This window comes from Salinivibrio sp. IB872 (assembly GCF_001995345.1).
In the GTDB taxonomy this organism is placed as follows: domain Bacteria; phylum Pseudomonadota; class Gammaproteobacteria; order Enterobacterales; family Vibrionaceae; genus Salinivibrio; species Salinivibrio proteolyticus.
Genome location: NZ_MUFO01000018.1, coordinates 40,085 through 57,530, shown reverse-complemented (window position 1 = coordinate 57,530; position 17,446 = coordinate 40,085). Strand labels below are relative to the sequence as shown.

Annotated in this window: 11 protein-coding genes; 8 read left to right on the top strand and 3 right to left on the bottom strand. The window is 50.2% G+C overall.

Annotated features, from left to right (window positions below; genetic code table 11):
* Positions 1 to 173: 173 nt before the first annotated feature.
* The 7 genes from BZJ18_RS09340 (at position 174) to BZJ18_RS09305 (ending at position 13,754) form a co-directional block, all read left to right on the top strand.
* Entirely contained in the window at positions 174 to 1,841 is a 1,668-nt protein-coding gene (locus BZJ18_RS09340; protein WP_077456265.1) for an Ig-like domain-containing protein, read from the top strand.
* 479 nt (positions 1,842 to 2,320) lie between these two features.
* A complete protein-coding gene (locus BZJ18_RS09330) occupies positions 2,321 to 6,157 on the top strand; it encodes an Ig-like domain-containing protein (RefSeq protein ID WP_131825276.1) in 3,837 nt (1,278 codons plus the stop codon).
* Positions 6,158 to 6,220: 63 nt separating this feature from the next.
* On the top strand, positions 6,221 to 8,386 hold the full coding sequence (locus tag BZJ18_RS09325) for a type I secretion system permease/ATPase (RefSeq protein WP_069589141.1): 2,166 nt from the start codon (positions 6,221 to 6,223) through the stop codon (positions 8,384 to 8,386).
* A complete protein-coding gene (locus tag BZJ18_RS09320; RefSeq protein WP_198532226.1) occupies positions 8,386 to 9,777 on the top strand; it encodes an HlyD family type I secretion periplasmic adaptor subunit in 1,392 nt (463 codons plus the stop codon). Before BZJ18_RS09325 ends, BZJ18_RS09320 begins: the two co-directional genes overlap by 1 nt.
* Before the next feature lie 20 nt (positions 9,778 to 9,797).
* Complete coding sequence (locus tag BZJ18_RS09315; RefSeq protein WP_077456257.1) at positions 9,798 to 11,186, top strand: TolC family outer membrane protein; 1,389 nt, start codon at positions 9,798 to 9,800, stop codon at positions 11,184 to 11,186.
* A complete protein-coding gene (locus tag BZJ18_RS09310) occupies positions 11,183 to 11,788 on the top strand; it encodes an OmpA family protein (protein WP_077456255.1) in 606 nt (201 codons plus the stop codon). The genes BZJ18_RS09315 and BZJ18_RS09310 overlap by 4 nt, the downstream gene beginning before the upstream one ends.
* A gap of 22 nt (positions 11,789 to 11,810) precedes the next feature.
* Positions 11,811 to 13,754 carry a bifunctional diguanylate cyclase/phosphodiesterase gene (locus BZJ18_RS09305; protein ID WP_198532224.1) on the top strand — a complete coding sequence of 648 codons (1,944 nt, stop codon included), beginning with the start codon at positions 11,811 to 11,813 and terminating at the stop codon, positions 13,752 to 13,754.
* Here the strand turns inward: BZJ18_RS09305 and rimI are convergent.
* Genes rimI through BZJ18_RS09290 form a run of 3 tightly spaced genes read right to left on the bottom strand, consistent with a single transcriptional unit; the run spans position 13,730 to position 14,996 of the window.
* Positions 13,730 to 14,197 carry a ribosomal protein S18-alanine N-acetyltransferase gene (gene rimI, locus BZJ18_RS09300; protein WP_158011272.1) on the bottom strand — a complete coding sequence of 156 codons (468 nt, stop codon included), beginning with the start codon at positions 14,195 to 14,197 and terminating at the stop codon, positions 13,730 to 13,732. The two genes, BZJ18_RS09305 and rimI, sit on opposite strands and share 25 nt — an antisense overlap.
* On the bottom strand, positions 14,190 to 14,582 hold the full coding sequence (locus BZJ18_RS09295; protein WP_077456249.1) for a DNA polymerase III subunit psi: 393 nt from the start codon (positions 14,580 to 14,582) through the stop codon (positions 14,190 to 14,192). Before BZJ18_RS09295 ends, rimI begins: the two co-directional genes overlap by 8 nt.
* A gap of 12 nt (positions 14,583 to 14,594) precedes the next feature.
* The gene (locus BZJ18_RS09290; protein WP_069589150.1) at positions 14,595 to 14,996 is read right to left on the bottom strand and encodes a hypothetical protein; all 402 of its coding nucleotides are present in this window, start codon (positions 14,994 to 14,996) and stop codon (positions 14,595 to 14,597) included.
* 342 nt (positions 14,997 to 15,338) lie between these two features.
* Here BZJ18_RS09290 and BZJ18_RS09285 point away from each other — a divergent pair, with 342 nt between their 5' ends.
* On the top strand, positions 15,339 to 17,408 hold the full coding sequence (locus BZJ18_RS09285; protein ID WP_077456247.1) for a putative bifunctional diguanylate cyclase/phosphodiesterase: 2,070 nt from the start codon (positions 15,339 to 15,341) through the stop codon (positions 17,406 to 17,408).
* Positions 17,409 to 17,446: the final 38 nt, after the last annotated feature.

Genomic DNA, 17,446 nt, shown 5'->3' with positions numbered 1-17,446 from the left:
GTACAAGGCCGGTTATTCTGCTGATCTAGAGAGACATTCACCTGATCTCGTAATACATGTTTTCCCTGTCCTATTTGTCTCATTTTTGAGCCGTATGGGTCGCACATTTCTGGTTAAAATCGCTTTTATCTATGTCTATATGCTTAGATAATCTGAGGCAATAGGTATTTTGAATGCGTCTCACACTTTTCTCGGTTAAAGAGTCTCGTACTATGAAATCAATCTCGCTCTCTCGCAACGTTACAATCGACACAATTCAAGGCAGTGGCCGTGTTTTAGTCAATGGTGAACTGACCACACTCAGCGAAGGGGCTACGCTCCCGTCGGGAACCCAGCTTGGCTTGCCGGATAGCAGTGACACTGTTATTACCTTGAGTGACGGGACACAGCTTATGATTGAACCGCAGAGTGAATCGTCGGACTCTCTTTTTGACGCATTACCACAAGACGTCCAAGACGAAATCGCAGACATTCAGCAGCAAATCCTTGACGGTGAAGGCGAGATCACCATTCAAGAAGATCAGGCGACGGCTGCGGGGCAAGACGCGACCGGAAGTGGCTCGTGGAGCTATGTGAACATTGCGCGTGATGGAAGCGAGACCATCGCAAGCTCTGGATTTGACTCTGACTCGATTGCTAACAACGCAGGTGCGATTGGCACTAACCAAGAAGACGGCTTTGGACGCTTCGTTGATGCAACGGCACCCAACGCGCCAGGTGTGACCATCCTCAATGACGCAAACAATGACGGTGTGATTAGCAGCCAAGAAATTGGCGATGGTATTCGTGTCTCTATCGATTTAACGGGTACTAACGCTAATCCAGGCGATGTATTAACGGTGAATGGACAAACCTTCACCCTGACAGACGACAATATTACCGACGGCTCTGTCATCGTGACCCTCCCTGATACTCCCGCAGACGGTGAAACCCTTACCGTAGACGCTACCATTACCGACACCTCCGGTAACACCTCCGCACCGGGCAGTGATAGTGCGGAAATTGATACTAGCGCAGACGCCGGCACGGTCAGCGTAGATAACATCACCAGCGATGACGTGATCAACGCGCAAGAAGCAGGCGAGCCCATCGCGGTGACCGGTACGGCGATAGGTGGCGACATCAGCGAAGGCGATGTGGTGACCATGACCATCAATGGTACCGAGTACACCACCACCGTGGATGAAAACGGCGAGTGGAGCGTGGACGTGGCCGGCAGCGACCTGGCCGCGGACACCGAGTTTGAAGTCACAGTGAGCTCGTCGGATGACGCGGGTAATACGGTAGAGAGCACCGGGGCGTCTGTTCATCTTGTTGGCCCAGTGATCGAGGTGACGGCGGCGGCTCAGTTCAATGAAAACGACGCCGACACCGACACCGTCGTAGCCACCTTCAGCGCCAGTGACGAAGAAGACGGCACGCCAAGCGTGGACTTCACGCCAGGCAGCAATGATGACGGTTACTACGCGATAGATGGCACCGACGTGGTGTTGACGCAAGATGGTGTAGACGCGATCAATGCGGGCGAGACCTTGCCAGCGGTGAGCCTAACGGCGACCGATAGCGACAATGCGACCGCTTCTGACAGCGCAACGCCAACGTATGCGGCACAAAACGACGCACCGGAAGTCACGATGACGAACCAGCAGAACTTCACCGAAGAGCAAGCGTCTGCGGACGATGTGGTTGCGTCTTACACCACCAGCGATGAAGAAGGTGACACGGTCAGCGTGACACTCAGTGATACAACGAACTACGCGTTGGATGGCAATGGCAACGTTGTCTTGACCGAAGCGGGTGCGGCACTGGTGAACGGNCACGGTCAGCGTGACACTCAGTGATACAACGAACTACGCGTTGGATGGCAATGGCAACGTTGTCTTGACCGAAGCGGGTGCGGCACTGGTGAACGGTGGTCAAGAGTTGCCAGCGTTCACGTTGACGCCAAATGACGGCACAGTGGATGGCGAAGCGGCCAGCTACGATCCAAGTGTGACCTTGGTGAACGACGCGCCGGAAATCACCATCACTGCCACTAACAACTTCACCGAAGAGCAAGCGTCTGCGGACGATGTGGTTGCGTCTTACACCACCAGCGATGAAGAAGGTGACACGGTCAGCGTGACACTCAGTGATACAACGAACTACGCGTTGGATGGCAATGGCAACGTTGTCTTGACCGAAGCGGGTGCGGCACTGGTGAACGGTGGTCAAGAGTTGCCAGCGTTCACGTTGACGCCAAATGACGGCACAGTGGATGGCGAAGCGGCCAGCTACGATCCAAGTGTGACCTTGGTGAACGACGCGCCNCACGGTCAGCGTGACACTCAGTGATACAACGAACTACGCGTTGGATGGCAATGGCAACGTTGTCTTGACCGAAGCGGGTGCGGCACTGGTGAACGGTGGTCAAGAGTTGCCAGCGTTCACGTTGACGCCAAATGACGGCACAGTGGATGGCGAAGCGGCCAGCTACGATCCAAGTGTGACCTTGGTGAACGACGCGCCAATTGCAGTAGACGATACCGCTTCAGGTGCAGAAGACACTGCACAGAGTGGCAATGTACTTACCAATGATTCAGATGAAGAGGGTGACCTCACCGTCACCACCTTCACGATTGCTGGTCAAACTGAAACCCACGCCGCTGGTGAGCCAGTCACTATCGCTGATGTCGGTGAAATTACCATTGGCGGGGATGGTGATTATACCTTTACGCCGGTAGAGCATTGGAGTGGTGACGTACCAGCTATCACCTACACCGTTCAAGATGAATATGGTGATACCACGCAAGCGACACTCAATATCAGTGTGACGCCTGTGGCTGATGCGCCTGATTTATCACTAGGCGAGCTTGATCTGGACTTTGTGTCCACGAATCTTAATGTCTCAACCTGGAATTCAGTTGACGTTGGCACGCCAAATGGGAACGGAAACGGTGTCGATGCTGAAACCTTGTTGAATGCGATGAACAGTGCTGGGGAAGCAGATGCTAAATCGACAACCGAAGATGTCGCCGTTAATACCGGATCTGGATTAGATGCTGGTCAGGCGATGGTGACTTCAGGGTTAATCTATCTAGAGGCAGGTAAAAGCTACAGCTTTGGCGGGTATGCAGATGATAGTGCTGCAATCGTCATTGGTGGCGAAGTGATTGCCGAGGGGCGATATGGCAGTCAAGGAACCTCCCCAGGTGGCGTAAGCGGAAGCGGCCGATTCAGCGGCGAATTTACGCCATCAGAAAGTGGCTACTATTCGTTAGACATTTATACCCATAACCAGAATGGTCCTGGTGGCTATGATATTGAAGTCGCCGTAGGTAATGGCTCGGCTATTGACCTAAATGCAAGTAATTTTAATCTCGCACCAAATGCCGAAGCATTAGAAGACGGTGGCTTAGGTGTTAAGGGGTATCACGGTGATGGAGACGGGGGTTATTACACCCTTAACGAGCCAGGAGAAGGGCAGGCGGGTGAGCCGATTAAGTTACCTGTCATTAATGCCAGCCTAGTAGATCAAGATGGCTCTGAGAAGCTGACGCTCACGTTAGATGATATTCCTGCGGGATCGACATTGTCCGATGGTAATCAGGAAGTGATTGTCGAAAATGGCTCTATCTCTATCAAAGGGTGGGACTTGTCTAATCTTTCTATCTCGATGCCTGAGCAGTATGAAGGTGAGGTCAATCTTAAAGTAACGGCAACCAGTACAGAAGAGGGGAATAATGATACGGCAACTACTACAGAGAGTATCCCACTGTTTGTGTTGCCGATCTCGAATGGTTTGTCCGTCTCTGCTTCGTTGTCGTATTCAGACGATAACCACTCGGCAAATGAGATTATCAATTACGCAGAACAGCATAATGGTGAGTCATCTGACCATTATGATCAAATAGTTAGCGTTGGTGATAGTAGCTCAGGTGCTGTTGATGTAAATACGGGCAATGGCGATGATCTTATTGTTGGTGGTACTGGCGATGGTTCATATGCGCTGCGTGGAAATGATGGTGATGATGTCTTTGTATCACGCAATGCGAGTGCTGCCTCAACAGCTTATTATGGAGGAAGTGGTGATGACACTGTCTATCTCCAAGGAAACCGTGACGATTATCAAATAGAGACTTTTCGCGGTTTTAGCGATGCGGTTCGCTTGGTTTACCAAGATGACCACACGCAAAATGCTAATCATGATCTATACAGTATCGAAACTGTCTATTTTGCGGATGGTAAGTATGTCGTTGACGATGGTGAATTGACCAAAGTTGCGGACATTGTACAGCTAGATGTGGATGTTTCACTAAACGATAGCGACGGCTCTGAACAAATCACATCAGTGATTATATCGGGAATCCCGGAAGGCGGCAGTGTTTCAGGGGGAGAGCAGCTTGATTCAGGTGATTGGCAAGTGCCGATTGATGCACTGCAGCCTAACCCAGGCTCAGATGCTGGTTTCTCTGTCACACTTGAGTTGCCTGAAGGAAGTGCGCCTGATTTATCCGTGACTGTTGGTGCGACAGAAGTTGATGAAAACGGCAATCCTGTCGATTTACCTGAGTATGCCACCACGCAACCAGGGATCGCAGTGATTCCACCTAATAATCCTAATGGTGATAACACGGTTGAGGGCGGCTCAGGCGATGATGTGTTGCTTGGTGATATTGGTGGGGTGGAAGTTAACTCAACCGAGCCAACAAACTACAATATTGCGTTGATTGTCGATACATCCGGCAGTATGGGGTATGCATTAGAGCCGGGAAGTTCTGCATCGAGACTTGATGTGTTGAAAACGTCGTTGAAGTCGATGTTGGAGAATATTTCTGATCATCCGGGCACGATCAATCTGGCATTGGTAGACTTTGACTCCTCAGCAAGTTTAAAAATCAACATCGATAACTTCACTCAGCTGAGTGAGTGGCAGAAAAGTTGGTACGTTGATCGTGTTATAGATTCTCTTCAATCTGGCGGAGGAACTAACTATGAAGCTGCCTTTGACCAAGCTTCTTCATGGTTTAACACTCACTCGGACACAAATAGTGAGAATTTGTCATTCTTCCTAACCGACGGTAATCCGACGCTTTCGAATAGTAGTAATTACTCAGGAACTACGACAGAGTCCTTTGAATTAAAGGCTTCGATTAGGGCATATGAGTCACTTGCTGAGAACTCTACTGTTCGAGCTATCGGCATTGGGAGTGGAGTGAATGCAGATATTCTCAGGTTCTTTGATAATACGAATGTAACTGGTTCGGGAACGTGGAGTGACCAGTGGGGAAGTGTGAGTGCACCAACTGGAGATGTTGAGATCGTTAATACAGCCGATGATCTGAGTGCGGCACTGGATGAAGGCGCCAGAGAGATCAATGTACTCCCTGTTGGCGATGATGAGGTAATCGGTAATGCTGGAGACGATATTCTCTTTGGCGATACCATTAACACTGACAATCTACCTTGGGATGAAAATGGTCTGACACGGCCTGAGTCGCTACCAGATGGATCGGGCGTGGACGCGTTGACTACATTCCTTGAAATGAAAAATGGCGCAGCGCCTTCTGATATCGAGCTGTATCAGTACATTAAAGACAACCACGCGTTGTTTAATGTCGATGGTGATACTCGCGGAGGCGATGATGTCCTCAAAGGTGGAGACGGTGACGATATCCTCTATGGTCAAGGTGGAGATGACACCCTCATTGGTGGGCGAGGTGAAGATACCCTTATCGGAGGGACTGGTAGTGATAAGTTCCAATGGTCATTGGATGATATACCATCATCCGCTAACGGTGATGCCGCTGAAACCGATGTGATTGTTGACTTCGATAATCAAGGTAGCTCACAAGACACCTTGGAATTTGTTGAAGACTTAACGCAACTTATTAAAGATGGTCAGGTGTCCATTTCTTGGCAAACCACGAGTAATGGTGAGCAAGAAGGAACATTAACCATTGGAATTGATGCGGATGGCGATAGTCACATTGATCAGCAAATCGATATTGAGAGCTTAAGTATTGTCACAACGAATGGCCAACAAGAGGTGGTGATTAATACATTGATCGACGGTCAAGCAGGAGAGCTCACATTAACGAGAGGGGATGATCACGCTGATCTTTCTATCGGGAGTAATCTAGACTTAGAGATAAAAGTCGACAATACCGACTGGTAATCCCTACCAGGCAGCGGCTATCATGTCGCTGCCTGCTCATTTTCGGTCAAAAGAGAGACGTAAGTGACTGACCCTTCTAACAATAGTCAAACTGCACAATGGCGAATTGCGCCCGGTGAGCAACCCACAGACGATCCTTTGCTTGATTGCTTAGTGTTATTGACTGAGCACTATGGCACCCCTTGCTCTGGTGATGCGTTGGTCGCGGGCTTACCGATGACCAATGCCTTGCTTACCCCGGACATGTTTCCACAAGCCGCGGGTCGAGCGGGTCTGGCTGCTCGGTTGTCTCGACGTAATCTGGATAATGTCGGCGCGCTCTTGTTGCCCTGTGTCCTGTTGCTCTCTGACCAAAAAGCCTGTGTATTGCGTGAAATAGATAGTGATGCGGGCACGGCACTTATTCAACTGCCTGAAAATGCAGGGGAAGAGACCATTGCGCTTGAGGCGCTTGAGGCCATGTATGTTGGTTACTGTTTTCTGATAAAACGTCAGTACCGCGGTGATCAATCTGTGGATCTGCATTTGCACGACACCAAGATCCACTGGTTTTGGCAGACGGTAAAAGACGCAGCACCTATCTATCGAGATGCGTTATTAGCCTCCATTTTGGTAAACCTTTTCGCGCTTGTCTCTCCTTTATTTGTCATGAATGTCTATGACAAAGTGGTTCCTAACCTTGCGTTTGAGTCACTGTGGGTGCTCGCAAGCGGTGCGACGCTAGCGTATTGTTTTGACTTTTTAATGCGAAAACTTCGCTCTTACATGATTGATGTTGCAGGAAAAAAGGTCGACATTATTGTGTCATCTCGTTTATTTGCGCGGCTGATGGGAACCCCTTTGGTCAATCGAGGAGCCAGTGTGGGGGCAACCGCAAAACAGCTGGGTGAGTTTGATGCTGTGCGAGATATGTTGACCTCAGCCACGATTACCACGCTTGTCGATCTTCCCTTTGCGGTATTTTTTATTACAGTGATTTATCTCGTTGCGGGGGATTTAGCGATAGTGCCTGTGCTTGCGGGCTTTATCATATTGGCTTACACCATTTCGGTTCAGCCCAAACTAAAAGCGGCCATCGAAGAGAGCAACAAGTATGCATCAGAGCGACACGGACACTTAATCGAAAGCCTCTCGGCGTTAGAAGGGATTAAGTCTAATGTTGCTGAAGGTATTGTGCAGCGTAGCTGGCAACAAATGACTGCACATACGGCTAACTGGAACTTTAAAGTTAAGCAAATCACCAACAACATCTCTTATACCGCGACATTTGTGACCCAAATGATGGCTATCGCGGTGGTGATTTTAGGGGTGTATCGTGTCGCTGATGGTGATATTTCCATGGGCGGAATTATTGCTGCGGTGATGCTTTCAAGCCGCGCCGTGTCGCCGATGGCACAGATGGCGAGCCTGCTCAGTCGCTGGAATCAAACCAGTTCCTCGCTTCGTCAGCTTAATGCCATGATGGAGCAAGAAGATGAGTTTGCGGAAAAAGGCCATCTAGTGAGCCGCAAACGCTTAAAAGGTGAGATCAGTGCTGACAACTTGGCGTTTAATTATCCTGAGTCAGAACGTCCAGCGCTCTATCCATTAAATTTCCGTGTTCAACCTGGGGAAGTGATCGCGATTTTGGGTAAGAACGGCTCAGGGAAAACAACCTTACTCAAACTATTAGCTGGCCTATTTCAGCCGCAGCAAGGGAGCTTACGCTTTGATGGGGTCGATAGCCGGCAAATACACCCCGCTGATCTGCGTCGAAACGTCGGGTATCTCGCACAGGATGTGGCCCTGTTTCATGGCACTATCCGTGAAAACATAATGTTTGGTACGCGGCAAGTGACCGAACACCAATTGATGCGTGCTGTGCAGCTTTCTGGTGTGAGCTTATTTACCGCACAAGATCATGAAGGGCTAGACAAACAAGTCGGTGAGCGAGGCGAGCGGCTGTCCCGAGGTCAACGCCAAGCGGTCTCCTTAGCAAGAGCTCTGCTCAATGAGCCACCGATGTTGATCATGGATGAGCCGACCGCAAGCCTAGATGCCCATGCCGAAAACCAGTTCATTAAAGCCATGCAAGTGGCGGCGCGTGGACGAACACTGATCATGGTGACGCATAATATGGCGCTGCTCAAACTGGCTAAGCGTGTGATTGTGATGGATAAAGGGCGCGTGGTCATGGATGGACCCAGAGATCAGGTGCTCAGTAAGCTCAATAAAGGAAATGCATCATGATCAAGCGGTTAATTAAAAAAGACCGTCATACAGATCTAGATATGATCGATGATGTTTATGGTGCGATGATGACAGATGCACCATTGCGTTATCGCGCAGTGGTATGGGGAGCACTCCTGTTAGTCGCGAGTTTTATCGTTTGGGCGTCTTTTGCTGAATTGGACCGCGTCACTCGTGGCAGTGGTAAAGTGATCCCGTCGTCTCATGTTCAGCTGATTCAAAGCTTGGATGGAGGGATCCTTCAGGCCATGTTCGTTGATGAAGGCCAGCTCGTCGAGAAGGGCATGCCGTTGGCTCGAATTGATGATACCCGATTCCGCTCAGATCTTGCCCAACAAGAGCAAGAAGTGGATAGCCTTCGTGCGGCGGTGACTCGGATGTATCACGAACTCGATWGCGTATCACTGTTGCCCGCCAGCCAGCCTTGGCAACAGCAAATTGTGATTGAACCCAGAACGATCACTTTCCCCGATACCCTCACTAGCCGAAAACCCAATTTGGTGGCTCGCCAAAAGTCTGAATATCGCAGCCGATTAGATAGCTTGAGTAACCAGCTAGAGATACAAGCGCGTCAGATTGTCCAAAAAGGCCAAGAGCTTCAAGAAGTCGCTTCAAAGATAAAAACACTCAATAACAGCATGACAATCATGCAGCGTGAGATCAATATCACACGCCCACTGGTCGAAAAGCGCATTGTCTCAGAAGTGGAACTTCTCAAACTCCAGAGACAGATCAATGATATGGAAGGTGAGTTAACAAACCTGAAGCTGTCTAGACCGAAAATCAAAGCGGCGTTGGATGAGGCCATACTAAAGCGACGAGAGGCCGCGCTTCAGTTTATCAGTGAAACACGTGGCAAGCTGAGTGAAGTGGAAGCAAGGTTGTCTCGGTTGACGGAAGCGACCGTTGGTGCGCAAGACAAAGTGGATAAAGCGGTGATCACCTCTCCGGTGAACGGCACGGTAAAGACAGTACACATCAATACCCTCGGTGGTGTGGTGCAACCCGGTGAAGACGTGATTGAAATTGTCCCTACCGAAGACCAATTGTTGGTTGAGGTGAAAATCTTGCCTAAAGATATCGCCTTTTTGCATCCCGGCTTACCTGCTGTCGTGAAAGTCACAGCCTATGACTTTACCCGTTACGGCGGATTGGAAGGGACTGTCGAGCACATTAGCGCCGATACAACGCAAGATGAAGAAGGCAACAGTTTTTACTTAGTGAGAATACGTACGGATTCTTCCCATCTCACTAAGAAAGATGGGACACCCATGCCCATCATACCAGGCATGTTAACGTCAGTGGATATTATAACCGGCAAGCGGACGGTGATTGAGTACTTACTTAACCCGATACTGCGAGCAAAAGAAAATGCGCTCCGCGAGCGCTAATAAAAAATAGGAGAAACAACATGCTGCACTTACCACACGTGGTATTTAAAAAGCGTGTGACTGCCATAGCCTTGATGTTAGGGCTAAGTTCGCCTGCTGTTTTATCACAGACACTGGAGCAAGCGGTCGCCCAGTCGCTCGAATCACATCCTCAGATCCGCCAAGCATTTGCCCGCTATAAAGCCAGTGAGCAAGCTATTGATCAAGCGAAAGCCGGTTATTATCCCAAGCTCGATGCGACGGCTGGGATCGGTTGGGAGCGTACCGACTCCCCCGCGACACGGCGTGATACCACCACCGATGATGAAGTGGATTTAACGCGTCGTGAACTGGGTGTCTCTCTTCAGCAAATGCTATTTGACGGTTTTCGTACCCAAAACGAAGTCGATCGCACCCAAAATGAAGCGACGGCGGAGCAGTGGGCAATGGTCGCTACTGCCGAGGATAAGGCTCTAGAGGTCTCTCGCGTTTACCTTGATGTGTTGATTGCAGAGCAAGTGGTGACCTTGGCAGAGAAGAACTTACAAAACCACCAAGAAATCTATGATGCGATTGCGGAGAGCAATGCGGGCGGATTTGCTAAAGCCAGTGATCTCTCTCAGGTCACCGGGCGTTTAGCGAGAGCCAATGCAAACCTGATGTCAGCTCGTAACAATCTTGCTGATGCACAAAGTCGCTTTACCAAAATGGTTGGCGAGTCTCCAGAAGCATTGCGTCTGCCGATGCCTGATGCTGAGTTGCTGCCGCGCACGCTAGAAGCCATGCTAGATATTGCCCTCGAACAGCACCCACGTATTCATGCTGCGCAATCCGATATTGCGGCGGCCAATGCTGCGCGAGATGGTTCGCGCGCTGCGTATTTGCCGACTTTAAATGTTGAAGTGGCGGCAAATTGGAACGAAAACGTTGGTGGGGAAGATGGGGCGGGCCCGCCTGACGTTGGTCCTGAGAACAATAACGTCCAAGCGATGTTACGCATGCGCTATAACCTGTTTAATGGGGGCGTGGACCGTGCGCGTGAACGGCAAACGGCGTATCAAACCATTGAAGCGCGAGAGATTAATGAAATGACGCATCGGGACGTGATTGAAGGGGCAACCCTTGCTTGGAACGCGCGTACATACCTTGAGCAGCAACGTGATTTTATGCGCCAACATGTTGAAGCGGCCACCGATACCCGCGATGCCTATCGTGAGGAATTTCGCCTAAATGCGCGAACATTGTTGGATGTATTGGACTCTCAGAACGAGCTTTTTGAAGCACGTCGTGAATACTTGAGCAAAGAAGCGGATGAGCTTTACGCGCAATACCGAATTTTAAATGCAACCGGTCGTCTTTTGGCGTCATTGCGAGTTGATACTCCTGCCATTTGGAATACTGCGTCACTGAAGCAGGAGGACAGCCAATGAAACAGTTTTATATCGCGGGATTTGCCGTCATGCTTCTTGCCGGCTGTGCACCGCAAGCGGTGGATACAATGCCAACCACCATTGCGCAAAGCCAAGATTTGAGCGACGCCGACTACGATGGTGTGATTTCTGCCCGTGAGCAGTGCGAGCAAACGCTAAACGGCGCCTTGGTTGATAACAACGGCTGTCCTGAGCAATTGCAAACCAGTGAGTCGTTTGAGTTAAACGTGCACTTTGACACCGACTCCGCCGATGTGGATGTCTCACAATATGGCGATATCCAAACCTTAGCGGACTTTATGCAGCGCTACCCGAATACTCAGGTGGTGATTGAGGGGCATGCCAGTAAAGTGGGTTCGGCAGAGTACAACCTCGCACTCTCACAACGTCGTGCTCAAGCCATTGCGGACGTATTGACGCGACAGTTTGCGATTCCTGCTGCTCGTATTGAGGCTATCGGCTATGGTGAGTCGCGTCCGTTGATTGACCAAGAAAACGACTACGCTAATGAAGTGAACCGAAGAGTGATTGCTCATGTCACTGGTGAGCATGGCTCAACCCATATGCGCTGGACAATTTATTCTTCAGAGCAGACGCCTTAGAGAATCATCTAAAAGAGAAAGCATGACATTACATCAACGTGTTGTCCTGTTTGTTGTCGCCGCCGCTTTGCTAACTGCGTTAGTGACGGCGGCGGTCGCTTTTCAGCTCGGCATAACCCAACTGAAAAGTGAACAGCAACAGCAAGTCAGTTTACTCAGTGCAGCGATGGCCGAGGCACTGCCACCCATTATTGAACAAAGCGACAACGAGCGGCTCAACCAGCTCGTGGCGCATTTTATGGCGGCTCCCCAAGTTAAGTCGGTATCGGTGATGCCGATGCTTTCTGGTCAACGACAACTTTGGCAGGCGGATGCAAGAGCGATCGCAACGCCTCGTTGGTTTGTGCATTTATCTGGCATTGAGTCAGCGTCGAAAACAGTATCAGTCAGTAATGGCTGGACTCAATTGGCGAGAGTTACGGTGGAGGTTAGTCCACTCCCTGCCGTTGAGGCGCTTTGGGATCGCATGTCGCAACTGGTGACGCTACTAGCGGCCATGTGTGCGGTGATCCCTTTTGCTGCATCCTTTATGTTTCGGCGCGTGACCACTCCTTTGGCTGAACTGGACACGCGCTTAAACGCGTTAGGGCGAGGTGATTATCAACCCGCTAAGTCGAGAACGCGCGTTAAAGATCTGCAAGCCTTATTGCAGGCCTTTAATCTCGCGGGTCAGCAGGTAGCTCGAGTCCATAAAAGCCAGCAAGAAGAGCTATCGCGTTTACGCGATAAATTGATGATCGATCCCGTCTCTCGTTTACCGAATCGAGGTTACTTCCAACATCAGTTGCAAAGTTTTATAAAAGACGATGTGAACTGCACTTTATTGTTAATTGAAACCGAATGGTTATCACGCCTGCGCGCACGGTATGGTTATCAATATCGCGATCAATGCTGGCGGTTGCTGGGTGAAGCCTTGAGTCATGGTGAGTTAGCTGAGAGACACAAACTGGTTGCACGTCTAAGCCACAACGAGGTTGCCATTCTCCTGACCAGTGTTGATGAGGGGGATATTCGTCCTTATCTACAGCGCTTACTGCGTGTGGTTAACCAAGAGCTGGAAAACATTTCCTTGCCCGCGAATCAAGGTTTTCATATTGGTGTAGCGAAAACACAAGACGATGATGCGGCGTCGTTACTGGCCAAAGCGGATAACGCTTTGCAGCAAGCGAAGCGACGCAGTGAGGTTTACCATTGGCCTAGTCATGCGAATGCCGATAGTCGAACCCGAGAGCAGTGGCGTCACATTTTGCTTGATGCACTCAATAAAAATCCGCTCACCCTTTATGCTCAGCCAGTGAGACATCGTGATAATCAAACCAACTGGCACCAAGAGGTCTATGCCCATTTGTGGGTGGATGAGGCTTGGCTGTCTGCTGGGCAGCTGCTCAATCGTATTGAAATGTATGCGCTGGGTGAAGAATTTGACCGTCATGTGCTGTCACGCGCCGATCAGTACATTAAAGCGCATCCAGACTCGGACAAACTTGCCATTAACCTGACGGTAGAGAGTGTGAGAAGTACCGCGTTCCATGACTGGTTAGCCAACTACTTATTAAAAACCTACTTGTCAGATAAGCTCGCGTTTGAGGTTACAGAGGAGGCGGTGCAGGTCGACATTGCGGCATGCCAAACCCTGTTTAAGATGATCCGAGAGCATGGGGTTGAAGTGGGGATTGACCATTTTGGCCGTGATATGGACAACGTGAATTATATCCACGATATTGAGCCCGATTATGTCAAACTCGATATTGGCTTTGGTCAGCCGTCGAGCGATGTGGATGATGTCTTTATCCGTATGCTGATCAATATTGCCGCGGCGCAAGAGATACGCGTCATTGCCACGGGCATTGAGCAATCTGATCAGCACCAATATTTTCATCAATTGGGCTGTCATGGTTACCAAGGCTATATATTGCCACCGGTTCAACTGGACAACCTTTCTCAGTCCGCGTCATTGCCAAGCTGAGTGCGCATAATAAGTGCGTCTTCCGTGGTGCCATCCGGGCAGGGGTAATAGCCTGCTCGGCGGCTTATCAGCTCAAATCCCTGTTTTTGATACAGCGCCCGTGCACCACGGTTACTTTGTCGCACTTCTAACCACAAGGTGTTCGCGCCTGCAGCAACGAGTGTCTTTTTTAGCAAGGTGATCAGCCGGTGACCGACGCCTTTACCTTGAAAAGGTCGGTCAACGGCGATGTTTAAAAGCTCTGCTTCGCCAGCGACGCAACGCGTGTAAAAATAACCGATGATCTGATCATCTTGGTTGACTAACGCATAGTGGTGATCGAAGCGCCCCTGAGCCGGTGCAAGCTGTGTCTTGGACCAAGGCGCGATATGCACGGCCTGTTCAATACGTACGATATCGCTCAGGTGCTTATCGTCGATAGGCTGGAGCGTGTAATCAGTCATATTGGCAGATCTGACGCCATAAATCGCGTTTTGCCGCAGGGTTATCATGCATCTGTACCAAGGGGAGAGAGCGGAGTGTACGCACACCGTCAATCATGACCTCCGGCTCGCCAATATACCAACACCAGACCAAGTGGTGATCGCCGAGAGCTGCGAGCGCAGCGTGGGGCAGTTGCCTCGCCTTATCAGCGTCAAGCTTCATACTTTTTAAGATATTGCCAAATAACCACGCATCTTGCTCGCTGAGAGGATCGTCGCAAACCAGCAATAGCTGGCAGTTTTCGGGAAGTTGGATAACTTCCTGTTCACGGCCGTAAAGCTCAGGATGGCGGAGTTGCCAGACGGATAAACCCATGGCTTGTAAACGTTGAATATCGGTCAGCATATCGAGTGCTCGTTAAACGGTGGCGGCAGTGAGTTGCTTGTACCACCAATGCTTGTCGGTTGAAATCGGCGCAAATTCAGCATTGGCCGCTTGAGGGCTCGGCGCAATTTTAAGCTGACAATAGCCAAGTTCAAACAAGACGGATTCTGCCTCATCTAAAAGGGGAGCAATCAATTCAGGGTCGGGGCTAAACCAAACCGCGATAAGTTGCGCATTATCCTCGGATTGTGCATCCACGACGGCAATGTGTCCCAGCGTGCTACCCATATCATCCGTAGCGACCAGTGACAGCGTGATCAGCCCTTGCTCTCGCCATTGTTGCAACTGATCAGCTTGCTGAGGGTTAGCGAGTGTATCTCGCCACCATTGATCGAGGCGAACCAGATCGGCGGGCGCTTCTGAGCGGATTAACATAGCGAAAGGCCTAGATGACAAATGATGCGGTCAGGATAACGGATTCCCGATCCGGTGCAAGCACTGTGCGAACAAGGTTTCAGTATATCGACGCTCAGAGTCTGTATTGTTAAGCAACAAATTGCGCACTTTCGCTGCAAACTCAACACCAATGACTGATTTTGAGCACCTTATCTATTTTTACAGATTGATGTGCGGTATATAGTGTTAAAAGCTTGAACGCTACAGCAGCTCCACATAGAGTGCTACTGACAAGCTAATAAAAAGTGTCTAACATGTGAGACGAATTTTTCGCCACGACACGTTGGTCGGCACCTGTACCGAGGAAGATGTGAGCCATCCATGCCAATTTCGCAGTTAACCGATTGGTTTTACCGCTTAACCGACAGCAGTCCGTTTCTTTTTGCCATTCTCGATAGTGACGATTGTTACCTCTATGCCAATCAGCGATATGCGGATTTAACTGGGGTCTCATTGGATGCCTTGGCGGGGGCGAACGACCGGCAAACGCTCGGGGAACAGTTTTATGCTGTGGTAAAGCCGCATTACGAGTCAGCCCGGCGAGGGAAAAGCACTGAAGGGGAAGTGGTGGTGTCTGATGGCTATCACAGCACCAGTTTTCATTTTAGTGTCGCCCCGCTTAATGAGCATCGAGACAGCAAAGGGCAGCCGTATGTGGTCATTCATGCTGCTGACACATCAGAGCGGCAGGTGCTTGCAAGTGCCCTTGAAGAAGCCGAAGAAAAATTTTACCGCTTGAGTGAATTGATTGATGACGGCTGCTGTTTGGTAGAAGACGCACTGATCCTCTCTGCAAATCCCATGGCAGTGGAACGCCTTGGTGTTGACAGCGTAGACGCCTTATTGGGTGAGTCATTATCGACCTTCCTGCGTCCCGCAGATCCCAATCAATCGCTCGTCGCCATGCTTTCACAGCCTGAAGGCCATCAAAGCACCCCGTGTGTGCTTGCCAACACGGGGGCACCCATCGAGGTGTCTTGTGCACCCATTCACATCCTAGGTAAAAACGCGCATATGGTGCGTTTGCATGCACAGGCTGTCGTGGCTGAGCCACAGCCTGCGGCGATGATCCATTCGGCGTACACGGATGCGTTAACTGGATTGTATAACCGACATGGCTTTAGTCGTGAGTTGGATGGCTTGATAGCCAGCGATACACCCTTAGCCATGCTGTACCTTGACGTAGATAACTTTAAAAATATCAACGACTCATTAGGTCACCATATTGGCGATCGGGTATTACAAGATATTGCCCAACGCTTACGCCGTTTACTGTCACCAGACACCATTGTGGGTCATCTGGGTGGCGACGAATTCGCAATTATTCTGCCCAAGCCGGCGACCGAAGACGCGCCTGACCAGCTTGCAGAAAAAGTGGTCTCTGTGATCAGTCAGCCGTTTGAGCTGCACCATTTTAGTAAGTACTTGGCGTGCTCTGTCGGGTTGGTACGCTATCCAGAAGATGGCAAAGATGCACGCAGCCTACTGCAAAATGCCGATACTGCCATGTATGAGGCGAAAGAGCGCGGCCGAAACCGCGTAGTTGCCTATAACGACCAAATGAGCAAAGAAGCTCGGATGCGGCTTTGGCTTGAGATTGAACTGCAAAAAGCATTACAAAATAATGGCCTAGAAGTGTGGTATCAGCCAAAAGTTAACGCGAGCGATTACCGCGTCAACGGGGCGGAAGCCCTGGTGCGTTGGAAGCATCCAGTCGAAGGGTACATCAGTCCTGCGCGATTTATTCCGGTCGCAGAGCGGTGTGGCTTGATTGAGCAACTGGGCCGAAATGTAATGCGAGAGGTGTTTCAAAATGTGCGTCGTTGGCGTCTTCATGATGTCTTGCCCGGCCGCGTTGCCATCAACCTTTCTCCGGAACAGTTTCGTAATCCTAAACTGACCGAGCATATGGAAAAACTGCTGCGCGCAACCGGCGCAAATCCCGAAGACATCACGTTTGAGCTTACAGAAAGTGCGGTGATGAACGACGATACCCATGCCATGCAGATGCTCAATGCAATCAAAGAGCTGGGTTTTGCCTTGTCTATCGATGACTTCGGAACCGGATATTCCTCGTTATCCTACTTGGCGCGTTTTCCGCTGGATGAATTGAAAATCGATCGCGCGTTTATCCACGATATGGATGCGTTGAGTAAGCAAGTGACCTTGGTAGAAAGCATTATCAACCTTGGGCGGGCCATGGAGATGACGGTGGTAGCAGAAGGGGTAGAAACGCGCCAGCAAGCGTCGGTGCTGACCAATTTAAACTGTGACACCATTCAGGGATATTATTTTCACTCGCCCATGCCGCGGCGAGAATTTGAAAAGCTATTACAAAAAAGTAAGCCCCGTAAGCAGCCACCCCAGACCGTACCTGCCCCGACAGACTAACCAGATCAAATAACCGCCTGTACAAGGCGGTTATTGGT